We start from the raw sequence: 12,800 nt of genomic DNA, 5'->3' as shown, positions 1-12,800 counted from the left end.
CGCTTGTTTTCCACGCATGAGCTTGTCCGAAAACCGGTTTCCACTTTTCGGGATCATGCTTCAACAAACGACATGAAACAGCCCGTATTGTCTGTCACGAAGTGAGAGACCGGACCGCTCCATTCCGCGTTGCCTCCAAGGGTGTCTACGCGGATGGCGCTGGCTATAGACCATAGCGTGCGGCGGCGCAAGTTTTTTGGGCTGCGAGCAGTTCCTGTGCCCGGCATCTGTGGGCATTTCTCATAACCGGTGGCATTGGCGGCGTCAAAGATGTTAAGCGAATGCCTGATCGACCGCAGGCTTGGCCGTGCGAGTCGTCTGTTCCTGCTATGTTGAAACAAGGAGGCGAGATGCAGGTCGGTATCGACATGGGTGCAGTTGCTGGAAGCGGTTCTGCCTCGGCAGCGGCGCTTGGCGGTGGCAAGCAAGCCATGCTTGATCTTGAGGAGCTTCTCGCCACGCGTTTGCTCGTGCAGGGCAATTCCGGCTCCGGCAAGTCGCATCTTTTGCGCCGTCTTCTGGAACAGAGTGCGCAATGGGTGCAGCAGTGCATTGTCGATCCGGAAGGCGATTTCGTTACGCTGGCCGATCTTTATGGCCATGTCGTTGTCGATGCCGCCCGCACCGAAGCCGAATTGACCCGCATTGCCGGACGTATCCGCCAGCACCGTGTTTCGGTGGTGCTCAATCTGGAAGGGCTGGACGTCGAGCAGCAGATGCGCTCCGCTGCGGCTTTTCTCGGTGGCCTCTTTGATGCGGAGCGTGACTATTGGTATCCGATGCTGGTGGTTGTGGATGAGGCGCAATTGTTTGCGCCTGCTGCCGCAGGCGAAGTGTCCGACGAAGCGCGCAAGCTTTCGCTCGGCGCGATGACCAATCTCATGTGTCGCGGACGAAAGCGCGGCCTTGCGGGGGTTATCGCTACGCAGCGACTGGCGAAGCTCGCCAAGAATGTTGCTGCCGAAGCCTCCAACTTCCTCATGGGGCGCACCTTCCTCGATATCGACATGGCGCGCGCAGCCGATCTTCTCGGCATGGAGCGTAAGCAGGCTGAGATGTTCCGTGATTTGCAGCGCGGGCATTTTGTGGCGCTTGGCCCTGCATTGTCGCGCCGTCCATTGCCGATCAAGATCGGCAAGGTGGAAACATCGGCGCGTTCGTCGTCGCCGAAACTGATGCCGCTGCCCGAAGCGCCGGAAGATGCACTCGACCTGATCTTCACGCCGGCGCCGCAGGAAATCCGTACTGCCGTGCGCAGGGCGCCGCCGCCTCCGCCGCCGCCATCGACGGCGGAAATCCTGGCGCAGGTAGCAAAGCCCAAGCCCGAAGCCGAACCGGCACAGGAGCCATTGTTTCCCGGCATTGTGGAAGCCGAACGCGATGAGCTTCTTGAAAAGGTCATGCGCGAGATCGTGGACGATCCGGAAGCATCGTTCCGGTCTGTGGCCGTTCTCTATCAGGATTTTCTGGTGCGCTGCCGCATTCACCGCGTTCCGGGCGAGCCGCTGGCTCTCCCTGCCTTCCGTCGCAGGCTGGCGGTGGCGCAGGCCAGTATTGAAAGCGATGTGGCAAGCGGTGAAACATGGCAGCAGGCCCTTTCCCTGTCGGAAAGTCTCACTGACGATGTGCAGGGCGTATTCCTGATCGTGGCGCAGGCAGCCGTCACCGGCGCGCCTTGCCCTTCCGATGCGGCTTTGGCGCGCGCCTATGGTACGCACTCGTTCAGCCGTGCCCGGCGTCTGCTGACCTATTTTGAAGAGCGTGGGCTTCTGGTTGTGCGCAATGATTTCAAGGGAATGCGCATCGTCAATTTCCCCGATCTCGCCTGTGAGACCGCTCCGGGCGACCCGAATGCGCCGGATGATCTGGCGGAAGAGGGCGCAGCCGCCGAGTAAAACAAGGTGTTGCCTGTGATAACTGTCATGAACCTGTAATGATCCTCACCGACAGCTTGTGAAACGATTCATTCAGGGTAGCAGGGTGACTGAGCCAGTAAAGCAGCCAGGTTTCAAAGAACTATTCACGACTTTCGGCAAAGTGGGTCTTCTGTCTTTTGGCGGTCCCGCAGCCCAGATCGCGATGCTGCAACGCATTCTCGTGGACGAGAAGAAATGGATGGATCAGGAGCGGCTGATCCATGCGCTCAATTTCTGCATGTTGCTGCCGGGGCCGGAAGCCATGCAGCTTGCGACCTATTCCGGTTGGGCGGTGAAAGGCTGGCGCGGCGGTTTGCTGGCAGGGCTGTTGTTCGTGCTGCCCGGTGCTGTCGTCATGCTTGCATTGTCGGCGCTTTATATCGCTTTCGGGCATGTCGAGATCGTGGCTGGACTATTGTTCGGCCTCAAGGCTGCGGTTCTGGCCGTGGTTTTCGAAGCGCTCTACCGCATGGCCAAACGGACATTGGCCTCGGGTTTTTCCTATTGCGTAGCGATTGCGGCATTCGTTGCGATAGCTTTCCTGAAACTGCCGTTTCCGCTCGTCGTTCTGCTCGCGGCTGTTGCTGGTGGACTACGACACGCCGTTCAGGGGAAGGGTGCAGCAACCGTTCTGGGGGATGCGACGCCCGGCGCCCTGCGTGAATTCACGCAGCAGACACTCATCTGGGGCGGGTTGTGGCTTTTACCTTTGCTCGGGCTCTTCTTCGCTTTTGGCGGTGCACATGTTTTCGTGCAGGAAGCGGCCTTCTTCTCGAAGCTTGCCGCGGTGACATTTGGGGGCGCTTATGCAGCTCTTTCCTATACGGCGCAGCAGGCGGTCGAGCATTTCGGCTGGATGAAACCGGGCGAGATGCTGACCGGGCTGGGACTGGCCGAAACCACGCCGGGACCGCTGATCCTCGTGCTGGTCTTTGTCGGCTTTGTGGGAGCTGCGAATCTTTCGGGCCTGCCGCCACTTCTGGGCGGCTTTTTCGGCGGTTTGATTGCGCTGTGGTTTACCTTCGTGCCCTGCTTTCTATGGATATTGGCAGGGGCGCCCTTCGTGGAACGGCTGCGTCAGGTGCGCTGGCTGTCGGCGATGCTGAGCGGCATTACGGCTGCGGTTGTCGGCGTGATTGCCAATCTGGCGCTGTGGTTCTCGCTGCACGTCCTGTTTTCGCAGGTGGTGGAGAAAGCCGTCGGCCCCTTCACATTGCCGCTGCCGGTCTGGAGCACAATAGACAATGCCGCCGTCCTGATCGCAGGCGCGGCGGCATTAATGCTTGTCGTCTTCAAAATGAACATGCCGCTCGTGCTGTTGGTGGCGGCATGTTTCGGGATCGCCATCAGGCTGGTGTTTTAGTCGAACAGGCTCGAAACCGACTCTTCCGCTGCCGTACGGGCGATGGCTTCGCCAATCAGGTCCGAGATCGACAGCACGCGGATATTCGGCGCATCGTTGATGGCGGTGGTCGGCTGGATGGAATCGGTGATGACCAGTTCCTTCAGCTTGGACGAGGCAATACGGGCAACCGCGCCGCCGGACAGAACGCCATGCGTGATATAGGCGGTGACGCTGTTCGCGCCCTTGTTGAGCAGGGCTTCGGCTGCGTTGCAGAGCGTACCGCCGGAATCGACGATATCATCGAACAGCAGGCAGTCCTTGCCGGAAACATCGCCGATGACGTTCATGACTTCCGATTCACCCGGACGCTCACGGCGCTTGTCGACGATGGCGAGTTGCGCATCGATGCGCTTGGCCAGCGAACGGGCGCGCACCACGCCGCCAACGTCAGGCGAAACGACCATGCAGTTGCCGGTGGCATAATTGGCCTTCACATCGCGGGCGATGACCGGAACGGCATAGAGATTGTCGGTCGGGATATCGAAGAAGCCCTGAATCTGACCGGCATGAAGGTCAAGCGTCAGAACGCGGTTGGCACCGGCTTCGGTGATGAGGTTGGCGACCAGCTTGGCCGAGATCGGCGTGCGCGGACCAGGTTTGCGGTCCTGGCGGGCATAGCCGAAATAGGGCAGGACGGCGGTGATGCGACGTGCCGAGGAGCGACGGAAGGCGTCGATCATGATGAGCAATTCCATCAGGTGATCGTTTGCCGGATAGGAGGTCGATTGCAGAACGAATACGTCTTCGCCGCGCACGTTTTCCTGAATCTCTACGAAGATTTCCTGATCGGCGAAGCGACGGACGCTGGCCTTACCGAGCGGAATGTTGAGATATTGAGCAACGGATTCGGCAAGAACCCGGTTGGAGTTGCCTGCGAAAAGTTTCATTCTTTTGCCTCTGACGCCGATGCGGTCGCGGTTTGCAGTTTGGTTCTGTCGCAACAGTCCGCCGGAACGGACTTAATCTCTTAAAAACTTTAAGCTGCGTAGTTTTTGACGGGGTCAAGGACGACAGCTTGCAAGGTTTTCTTTCGGATGCGGGGGCTATTGCAAAGAGTCATCGTCATTGCAAGGCCCCCGGGAACACAATTGCTGTAAAAAGCCCGGTTTTCCGGCTTTCCCACAGTAGGCAAAACAGATTCAGCAAAAGATTTCAGTCTTTTGCTGCCAAAGCAAGTTTCTATGCGCGATTTGCCGCAAGCCAGGTCGAATATTCCTGCATGGTGCGGTCAGCGATTGCCTGCATTGCGGAAGCCGGAACGACGCTCCATGAGTCTGCGGCAGCACCTGGAACTTTCTCCTGCCCCTGTATCCGGTGAAGGCGGTTGCCCGAAGCATCCAGCACGTCCCAGACGTAAAGCACCGTAGTCTGGTTATCTTCCGAAAGAACAGAGAAATAGCCCTTCATGACATAGGCAGCACTGGGGTCGTTATTGCCTGCAAGCTCGATGCCCTTCGTCTTGGCGTCATCATTCATGCGGTGGGTGAGCGGTGTCACCACATTGACCGGTGCACCGACAATCGGGGCAATATGCAGTTTGCCCGGTTTGAGCGCCGCACTGCGCTGCGGTGCCGCTGGCGTGGTCGTTGCAGGCGGGGTTGTTCCCGCAGGCTGCACGGGAGCGGCGCCCGTCGCCGGGGTGCCCGGTGTCGTCGCAGGTGTAACGGTTTGTCCAGAACTCTGCCCGGAACTCTGATTGCTACCTTGTACATTCAGAGCGGATTCGGTGCTGTTGCAGGCGGCAAGGACGCTTGTAAGCATTCCGGCCAGCAACAACATCGTTGAAAGACGTGCCTTGTTCATCTTCGGCTTCATGCTCCTGAAGGCGCAGGTTCTCTGCGGTAGGGCATTTCCAGTTTGAAATATTCCATCGATTTTATCGACATGCATCTTGTCCGAAAACGGCTTTGCAGTTTCCAGCGTGCGCTTGTGGCAGTTTTATCGCCGATTGCGCCTCATTTTACAATCATATCAAGAGAATGGCGGGATAATGGCTGAGCTGCGCCATTTGTTGTGAGATATGTCTGCCCCAGTGTCATCGCGGTTTGCGTGTCGGAATCCATGATAATCATATGTGCGAAAAGCGTCATATCCGGCTGGATGCTTTCCGGATTTCCGGCATAAAACATCTGCGGGTCCATCCATGATGGCGTGAAGCGCGCGCCCACCGAATAGCCGCAGGCATTGAGACGATGGCGGGTGAGACCATGGGCTTCCATGGTCCGGGCATGGGCGTCAAAGACATCGCCGAATGTCGAGGCAGGTGTCATCGCAGATTCCACGGCTTCCAGTGCCTCGCGCGCGGCGGCATAGAGTTCCAGATGATGCGTGGTCGGTTTTCCGACGACGATCGTGCGCATCATCGGCGCATGGTAGTGCCGGAAGACGCCCGACCATTCCAATGTGAGCTGGTCGTTCTTGTCGAGCTTGCGTCGGCCGGATTTGTAGCGGCAGAGCAGGGCATCGTCGCCCGAGCCGATGATATATTCGTTCGCCGGATAATCGCCGTCGCCCGCGAAATTGGCGCTCATCATCGCAGCCAGAATATCGGCCTCGCTCGCGCCTCCTTTGGTTAGCTTTATTGCAGCATCAAGCGCATAGTCACTGAGTTCGGCAGCGCGCTTGGCATAGGCGATTTCCGCAGGGCTTTTCAGCAGGCGCAGGCGGTCCACCATGCCGGAGGCGTCGTAAAGCTTGGCAAAGGTCTGCAACTGTTCGTCCAGCTTGCGGGCATTGGCGCCGGTGAGGCCGTGCGTCTGATATTCGATCCCGATCCGCGTGCCGAGAAGGTCGAGTTCCGTTAGTATATTGCGCAGGTCGGAAGCCGGATTGGCGTTGTCGCGGTCGGTCCAGACGACGATGTTCTCGATATTCGACGTATGGCGCGCCTGCCGCAGATCGGCAGAGCGCGTCATCAGCACCATTGACCCGTCTGCCTTCACGACGAGGCACTGGAAGAAGCAGAATCCGAATGTGTCATAGCCGGTCAGCCAGTACATGCTCTCCTGTGCAAACAGCAGAAGTGCATCCAGCTTTTCCTCTTCCATCTTCAAGATCAGACGGTCGCGACGTGCGGCGAATTCTTCCGGCTCGAAGTGAAGGGCCATGCGGTTCTCCTAATCTTCTATGATGGCGATCGCTGCAATCTGACGCCCGTAATCGGGTTCGTTGCGGTGGGTGGTGCGCCGGTAGGAATAGAACTGTTCCTCATCGGCATAGGTGCACTGGCGAAGGGATTCTGCCTGCACGCCAGCTTTCGTCAGGCGGTCAGTGATGAATGTCCACAGATCGAACAGCTTGTGGTCGGGCTTGTCGGAAGGCCGGAAATAGGTAGCGTAGGCAGCATCCTTGCCGATGAATTCGGCGTAGAATTCCGGACCGACTTCATAGTTTTCCGGACCGATGGTCGGCCCGAGAACGGCAACGATATTCTCGCGTTTTGCACCGAGACCGATCATGGCTTCGATGGTGTTCTCCAGAACACCGCCGAAAGCGCCACGCCATCCGGCATGGGCGGAACCGATGATTCCCGCTTGGTGATCGGCAAAAAGCACTGGCCCGCAATCGGCGGAAAGCGCACCGATGGCGATGCCCGGCACATTTGTGACCATTGCGTCAGCCTTCGGGCGTGGGGTGCCGAACGGTTCGGTGACGTGCAGGACATCGGGCGAATGAACCTGATGCACGGTCATGAGATGATCGGGCGCAACGCCAAGGTTTTCCGCGACGCGACGGCGATTCTCCGCAACCTTTTCCGGTACATCGTTCGAACCGCTTCCGACATTCAGGCCCGTATAAATGCCATCGGAAACGCCGCCCTTGCGGGTGAAAAAGCCATGCGCAATCCGCTTCCCGTTCTGTCCGACGGGCTTTTCAAGGAGAGGCGAGCGGAGCGGTTGCGGCATATCTGTCATAGCATTCTCTCTTCAAACGGCGGGATGTTGGGGGAGGAGGCACAGCTTGTCAATCGAAGCTTTCGCCGTCATGGAGCTGCAAACGGAATGAGTTTTGTGTCGGAATCGCTGATGGCCAGCACCTTGAACAAGGTTCCCATTTGATCGGGGGCGGCCAGTCTTTCGACGTCCTGCCGGATTTTTTCCTGAAACGCTGCATCCTTGCCCGCGCCAAGCCGTCCTGCGCGATCAACTAAGCCCATTGCGAGCAGAAATTCACCTTGCGTCATCATTCCGGTCTTGCAGCCGCTAGCTCGTGCGGTCTTGTCCAGAATGTCGAAATCGACGTGGCTGGTGAGGTCCGCAATGCCCGGATTGGCAAATACATCGTCAAAGCCGTGTTTCAACATGGCTTGCAGCGTATCGCCGAAACCGGCTTTCAGATGGCCGTAGTCGATATTGAGCGCCGCGCCGCGTGTGGTTGCGATATGGCTGGCGATTTCCTGCATCAAGGCGGTGCGCGCCGGGGCCGCTTCAAAGATCGCACCTTCGGGTGCTTCCGCATGGCCCGCAGGTAAAAGTGCGGAATCTATGCCGCCGAGACCGCTGACGAAATGGAACTCATCCTTTTCATTGAGCGCGATCATGCGTTCGACAAAACGGCCATCGACCTTGACGAACTGCCGGAACGGAATCGCATCGAACAGCTCATTGGTCACGAGGATCAGCGGCCCATAGGCAGTATCTGCGGAAACATCGGAAAAGCGTTCGAACCAGTCGATCTTCGCACCGACATTGGCCAGCTTTTCCTTTTGCTTTTCGACAAAGCGCGGGCTGGTTTCGACCATGGCGACCCGTGCCTGGCCGAGTATTTGCGGAGCGAGCCTGCCGATGGTGCGCAGCATATCGCTCATCAGCGTGCCGCGACCGGGGCCGATTTCGCACAGTACGATATTGTCCGGGCGTCCCAGCGCGTCCCATTCGCTGACGCACCAGATGCCGATCAGTTCACCGAACATCTGGCTCACTTCCGGCGCGGTGATGAAATCGCCGTCACGTCCGAAAGGTTCGCGCGTCGTATAATAGCCTGCCTCGCGGTCGCCGAGGCAGGCTGCCATGTAATCGGCAACGCTGATCGGCCCGGAGGCGGCGATCAGGCGTTTCAGCCGGTCTTTCAGCGAAAGATCAGGCATTCTTGGCAGCAGTCCGATTTGCGCGCCACATGGCCCAGAGGCCGATCAGCACCATCGGCACCGAAAGGACCATACCCATGGTGAGCCAGCCGCCAAACAGATAGCCGAGCTGCGCATCCGGCTCGCGGAAGAATTCGACCACGATACGGCTGAGGCCGTACCCTGTGACGAAAGCGCCAGCAATGAAGCCGGGCTTCTTCAGTTTGCGTCCGACCCAGACGAGGAGGAACAGTACGAAGAAGAGGACTACACCCTCAAGGAACGCTTCATAAAGCTGGCTTGGGTGGCGCGGCAGCGGGCCGCCATTGGGAAAATAGACCGCCCAAGGCACATCGCTGACGCGGCCCCAAAGTTCCGAATTGATGAAATTGGCGACACGCACCACGCCAAGCCCGACCGGAACGCCGGCGGCAATCGTGTCGAACATGCTCCAGACCCTGATGCCACGCGAGCGGGCAAACAGGAACATGGCAAGCGTTGTGCCCAAAATGCCGCCGTGAAACGACATGCCGCCATCCCACACCGCCGGAATGGCGAGCGGGTTGGAGATATAATAGGAGAAATTATAGAAGAGCACGTAGCCGATACGGCCTCCAAGCACGACGCCGAGCGCTGCCCAGATGACGAAATCATCGAGCGCTTCCGGTGCCATGGGCGGCTGGTTGTTGGCCCACAGGCGATGGCCTCGCAAGAGTTTCTTGCCGTACCACCAGGCGAACATGATGCCGACGACATAGCCGAGGCCGTACCAGTGCACTGCCAGCGGCCCGACCCGGAAAATCACCGGATCGATATTGGGGAAGGCGAGCGCCGATGCGGGCAGCAACGTCTCAATCATGAAATCACTCCATTTTGTGACGGAACATGCTGGACCGGCCCCATATGGTCAAGCTGTTCCCGTCGGCTGCAAATCGCGTTTTCTGCACTTCCGGTGCTGATGTACCCTTAAGGTAGCCTTAAGTACATTCGCCGCCGGTTCTCGAAAACCACCATTTTCGCGAGGTCCGTGGTTTTGATTCAACGGCATTGAACCTGATCACTTTCTATAGCTGCGCTTGCATCGGAACCGAGACGGCCCTATTTCAAATTTATGTTTTCAACAGGTCTCACCTGGAAATAAGGAATGATTGCCATGACCAGCGGACAGAACCGGGTTCTCGATGAACTCGCCAAGCTTGTTACGGATGCGGCAGGCGCTGCGCAGGGCGTGCGCCGTGAAGTGGAAACGGCGTTGCGTTCGCAGAGCGAGCGTGTGCTCAACACGCTCGATGTCGTACAGCGCGAAGACTTCGAAGCCGTTCGCGAAATGGCAATCAAGGCGCGTGCGGAAAACAGCGCGTTGCTGGCAAGAATCGAAGCTCTCGAAGCACGTCTTGCGAAATTCGAAGTTGATTCTGATGCCAAACCGGCAAAATCGGCGTCATCTTCGGCAAAATCCAAAAATAATCCCTGAATATTTATTAACAGGCCGCAAGTGGCAAAAACCCTTGTCTTAGAGTCGGTTAAGGCAAGGGGCGCGGTCGGTCCCTCGTATATTTCCACATGCTTTCACGGCTCTTTGTTCAAAAGGGGCTGGCGTTCAGATTCAGCATCAATAGACTGAAAACACTACATGATTCGTAACGCGGTCATGTAGGCGGCGGCGAGGGGCTGAGTGTCAGGTTTCGCGTCTTTCAGGCTGCTTTCCAGTATCAGTTGCGTATGTGCGTGTGCCATTGAGGCGCTTGCATGCCGTCGTGCATGCCGGTTCCTCAACCGATCAATTCGTGCCTGTTTTCCTGCGCTTGTTCTTGCGCGGTGGCTGGTACGGGCGAGCAATGACTTGCACGCCGGGAATTAGGAAACATCTGGGGGCAGATGGTTCCCAGAACAGGAAACGGACATGAGCCTTCTTGAGCTTGAATTCGCACGTGAGGCACATCCGGTGGATGTGATCGAACAGGTCGCGCATTCAAACGACTGGACGTTCGAGCGGACTGGCGACGACGAAATCGCAATTTCGGTTGCGGGCAACTGGACTGACTATCACATCTCGTTTTCCTGGATGGAGGATTTCGAGGCACTGCATCTGGCCTGTGCATTCGACATCAAGGTGGCCGAGCCACGTGTGAACGAAGTGATGCGCCTGCTGTCGCTCATCAATGAAAAGCTTCTGATGGGCCATTTCGATCTCTGGCAGCAGGAAGGTGCGATCATGTATCGCCAGTCGCTGCTGCTGGCCGGTGGTGCGGAACCGACAAGCCGTCAGGTTGAAGTGCTGCTTTCTGCAGCGCTGGAAGCGTGTGAAGCATATTTCCAGGCCTTCCAGTTTGTGGTCTGGTCGGGTGTCACGGCACGTGAGGCGCTGGAATGCGTCGTCTTTGAGACCGTCGGTCGCGCCTGACTATAAATCAGTTGAATTTTGGCCCGGCGCTCGCGCCGGGTTTTCTGCGAGGCCGGGAATGAGGGCCGGGGAGTGAAAGAATGAGCGAAGCAACCACCATCACCTGGGCAGATTTCGAAAAGGTCGATATCCGCAGCGGAACCATCGTGGAAGCTGTGCCATTTCCCGAAGCGCGCAAGCCTGCCTTCAAGCTGAAGATCGATTTCGGCGAAAAGATCGGCATCAAGAAGTCGTCAGCCCAGATCACCCGGCACTACACGCCGGAGCAACTCATCGGCAAACAGATCATGGCTGTCGTGAACTTCCCGCCACGGCAGATCGGCCCATTCATGTCGGAAGTGCTGACACTCGGCATGCCGGACGAGGACGGCGAAGTGGTCCTCGCAGCCGTCGACAAGCTCGTGCCGAACGGCGGCAAGCTTTATTAAGAGCGCGACGGTTTCAGAGTAAACGCAGCGGTATCCGTCACCCTTTTCCCTCGTCCTTCGAGACGGCTCCTTCGCAAGCTCAGGAGCCTCCTCAGGATGAGGGGAGGCGTTATCTTGCTCCATGCGAAGATTGCGACGAGTCAAAACGATCTCGGAAAATCAATATTCCCGGAACGCTAGGATGCGCAGGGTTCGTTCTTTAAGCCGGAATGTGGATGATGGCGCGCAGCCCGCCGGTCGGGGCGTCTTCCAGCGTGATGTCGCCGCCGTGGCTGCGTGCAATATCGCGTGCAATGGCAAGCCCCAGCCCGCCGGTGCCGCCTGAATCCTGCGTTCGCGCTTCATCCAGCCGGACAAAAGGCTTGAAGACGTCTTCGCGGCGATCTTCCGGAATGCCCGGCCCGTCATCATCCACGACGACCTTCAGCCAGCCATCCTCATGTGAAATTGAAAGCTCGACATTCTGCGCATGACGGAAGGCATTCGATACGAGATTGCTGACGAGGCGCGAGAAGGCGTTTGGACGCACATAAACTTCGCTGTCGCCTTCAATATGATATTTGAAGCCGCGTTCGCGCAAGCGCGCTTCATGCTCCAGCTTTTCGCAAAGCCTCGTGACGTCGTAGCTTGCCGTTTCTTCCGAACCTTCGCCGCGCGCAAAGGCGAGATAGCCTTCGAGCATCGTCTGCATGTCGGCAATATCCTGATTGAGAGGCTCGGTGTCGATGGAGTGTCCGGCAAGCGCAAGCTGCAGCTTGAAGCGGGTCAGAATGGTGCGCAGGTCGTGGCTGACGCCGGAAAGCATGGCCGTGCGCTGCTCGATCTGCCGCTCGATGCGCGAGCGCATCTGAATGAAGGCGATGCCGGCGCGGCGTACTTCCTCGGCTCCGCGCGGATGGAACCCTTCCGGCATGGGACGCCCCTTGCCGAAACTCTCTGCGGCTTCCGCAAGCTGCTGGATCGGCTTGATCTGGTTGCGCAGGAAGGCGATGGCGATAATCAGCAGAACAAGTGCGGTGCCGACCATCCATGTCAGGAAGATGCCTGTATTGGACGCATAGGCCTGGCTGCGTCGCGCAAAGACGCGCAACACCTTGTCCTCAAGCTTGATGCGGATTTCGATGAGATCGGAATCGCCAACCGTATCCACCCAGAATGGGCGATTGATCTGGCGGGTAATCTCTTCACTGAGGAAGTAATCGAGAATGGCGAAAAAAGGCTTCGGTCCGGGAGGCGGCAGCGGGTCGGGCGGCAGGATCGAAATGTTCAGCGCCAGCCGCTGTTGCGCAATGCGGATGAGATTGTCGTAGCCCGGTTCCTGCGGATAGGTTTCGAGAATATCGATGATGCCCGCAATATCGCGCACAACGGCGGTCGACAGTCGTTCGGTCACCATCTGCCAGTGACGCTCCATGAACACATAGGCGATCACGGACTGGAGCAGAACCATCGGGGCAATGATGATGATGAGCGACCGCGCATAAAGCCCCTTCGGCATGATGCGCGCCAACCAGCGGGAGAATTTTCTCAAGGGCGATTTCATCGTGTTAAAACGTCCCTAAGGCCGCGCGGTTGCGTTTTC

12 protein-coding genes are annotated in these 12,800 nt (G+C 58.0%); 5 read left to right on the top strand and 7 right to left on the bottom strand.

Translation table 11 applies throughout. The features are described from left to right. Positions 1-350: 350 nt before the first annotated feature. Both F9K94_RS05095 and chrA read left to right on the top strand, forming a co-directional pair. Positions 351-1,895 carry an ATP-binding protein gene (locus tag F9K94_RS05095; RefSeq protein ID WP_151643998.1) on the top strand — a complete coding sequence of 515 codons (1,545 nt, stop codon included), beginning with the start codon at positions 351-353 and terminating at the stop codon, positions 1,893-1,895. A gap of 85 nt (positions 1,896-1,980) precedes the next feature. Beyond that, positions 1,981-3,279 carry a chromate efflux transporter gene (chrA, locus tag F9K94_RS05090; RefSeq protein WP_151643996.1) on the top strand — a complete coding sequence of 433 codons (1,299 nt, stop codon included), beginning with the start codon at positions 1,981-1,983 and terminating at the stop codon, positions 3,277-3,279. Here chrA and F9K94_RS05085 read toward each other — a convergent pair. From F9K94_RS05085 to lgt, 6 genes are all read right to left on the bottom strand, one after another. Then, the gene (locus tag F9K94_RS05085) at positions 3,276-4,208 is read right to left on the bottom strand and encodes a ribose-phosphate pyrophosphokinase (protein WP_061345920.1); all 933 of its coding nucleotides are present in this window, start codon (positions 4,206-4,208) and stop codon (positions 3,276-3,278) included. The two genes, chrA and F9K94_RS05085, sit on opposite strands and share 4 nt — an antisense overlap. Before the next feature lie 292 nt (positions 4,209-4,500). After that, on the bottom strand, positions 4,501-5,136 hold the full coding sequence (locus F9K94_RS05080) for a hypothetical protein (protein WP_151643994.1): 636 nt from the start codon (positions 5,134-5,136) through the stop codon (positions 4,501-4,503). A gap of 140 nt (positions 5,137-5,276) precedes the next feature. Then, the gene (locus F9K94_RS05075; RefSeq protein ID WP_151643992.1) at positions 5,277-6,428 is read right to left on the bottom strand and encodes a M24 family metallopeptidase; all 1,152 of its coding nucleotides are present in this window, start codon (positions 6,426-6,428) and stop codon (positions 5,277-5,279) included. A gap of 9 nt (positions 6,429-6,437) precedes the next feature. Beyond that, positions 6,438-7,235: a peptidoglycan editing factor PgeF gene (gene pgeF, locus F9K94_RS05070; RefSeq protein ID WP_151643990.1), complete on the bottom strand. Its 798-nt coding sequence runs from the start codon at positions 7,233-7,235 to the stop codon at positions 6,438-6,440. 68 nt (positions 7,236-7,303) lie between these two features. Then, entirely contained in the window at positions 7,304-8,407 is a 1,104-nt protein-coding gene (locus F9K94_RS05065; protein WP_151643988.1) for a class I SAM-dependent methyltransferase, read from the bottom strand. Further along, a complete protein-coding gene (gene lgt / locus F9K94_RS05060) occupies positions 8,400-9,245 on the bottom strand; it encodes a prolipoprotein diacylglyceryl transferase (RefSeq protein WP_151643986.1) in 846 nt (281 codons plus the stop codon). Before lgt ends, F9K94_RS05065 begins: the two co-directional genes overlap by 8 nt. A gap of 294 nt (positions 9,246-9,539) precedes the next feature. Here lgt and F9K94_RS05055 point away from each other — a divergent pair, with 294 nt between their 5' ends. From F9K94_RS05055 to F9K94_RS05045, 3 genes are all read left to right on the top strand, one after another. Continuing rightward, on the top strand, positions 9,540-9,860 hold the full coding sequence (locus tag F9K94_RS05055; protein ID WP_012091671.1) for an accessory factor UbiK family protein: 321 nt from the start codon (positions 9,540-9,542) through the stop codon (positions 9,858-9,860). 429 nt (positions 9,861-10,289) lie between these two features. Continuing rightward, positions 10,290-10,790 (top strand): type III secretion system chaperone family protein, encoded by a 501-nt coding sequence (locus F9K94_RS05050; protein ID WP_010659627.1) that lies wholly within the window; start codon positions 10,290-10,292, stop codon positions 10,788-10,790. Positions 10,791-10,870: 80 nt separating this feature from the next. After that, positions 10,871-11,218 (top strand): tRNA-binding protein, encoded by a 348-nt coding sequence (locus F9K94_RS05045; protein WP_151643984.1) that lies wholly within the window; start codon positions 10,871-10,873, stop codon positions 11,216-11,218. Positions 11,219-11,417: 199 nt separating this feature from the next. Here the strand turns inward: F9K94_RS05045 and F9K94_RS05040 are convergent, their stop codons facing one another. Further along, positions 11,418-12,761 carry an ATP-binding protein gene (locus tag F9K94_RS05040; protein WP_151556067.1) on the bottom strand — a complete coding sequence of 448 codons (1,344 nt, stop codon included), beginning with the start codon at positions 12,759-12,761 and terminating at the stop codon, positions 11,418-11,420. Positions 12,762-12,800 lie beyond the last annotated feature (39 nt).

Origin of the sequence: Brucella tritici (assembly GCF_008932285.1) — a bacterium.
Classification (GTDB): Bacteria; Pseudomonadota; Alphaproteobacteria; order Rhizobiales; family Rhizobiaceae; genus Brucella; species Brucella tritici.
This window is presented reverse-complemented; position numbering and strand designations above follow the sequence as displayed.

Bases quoted from the DNA above. Each gene is read 5' to 3' on its own strand.
- F9K94_RS05095 (WP_151643998.1), top strand. From the start codon at position 351: ATGCAGGTCGGTATCGACATGGGTGCAGTTGCTGGAAGCGGTTCTGCC.
- F9K94_RS05085 (WP_061345920.1), bottom strand. From the start codon at position 4,208: ATGAAACTTTTCGCAGGCAACTCCAACCGGGTTCTTGCCGAATCCGTT.
- F9K94_RS05080 (WP_151643994.1), bottom strand. From the start codon at position 5,136: ATGAAGCCGAAGATGAACAAGGCACGTCTTTCAACGATGTTGTTGCTG.
- F9K94_RS05075 (WP_151643992.1), bottom strand. From the start codon at position 6,428: ATGGCCCTTCACTTCGAGCCGGAAGAATTCGCCGCACGTCGCGACCGT.
- pgeF (WP_151643990.1), bottom strand. From the start codon at position 7,235: ATGACAGATATGCCGCAACCGCTCCGCTCGCCTCTCCTTGAAAAGCCC.
- F9K94_RS05065 (WP_151643988.1), bottom strand. From the start codon at position 8,407: ATGCCTGATCTTTCGCTGAAAGACCGGCTGAAACGCCTGATCGCCGCC.
- lgt (WP_151643986.1), bottom strand. From the start codon at position 9,245: ATGATTGAGACGTTGCTGCCCGCATCGGCGCTCGCCTTCCCCAATATC.
- F9K94_RS05055 (WP_012091671.1), top strand. From the start codon at position 9,540: ATGACCAGCGGACAGAACCGGGTTCTCGATGAACTCGCCAAGCTTGTT.
- F9K94_RS05050 (WP_010659627.1), top strand. From the start codon at position 10,290: ATGAGCCTTCTTGAGCTTGAATTCGCACGTGAGGCACATCCGGTGGAT.
- F9K94_RS05045 (WP_151643984.1), top strand. From the start codon at position 10,871: ATGAGCGAAGCAACCACCATCACCTGGGCAGATTTCGAAAAGGTCGAT.
- F9K94_RS05040 (WP_151556067.1), bottom strand. From the start codon at position 12,761: ATGAAATCGCCCTTGAGAAAATTCTCCCGCTGGTTGGCGCGCATCATG.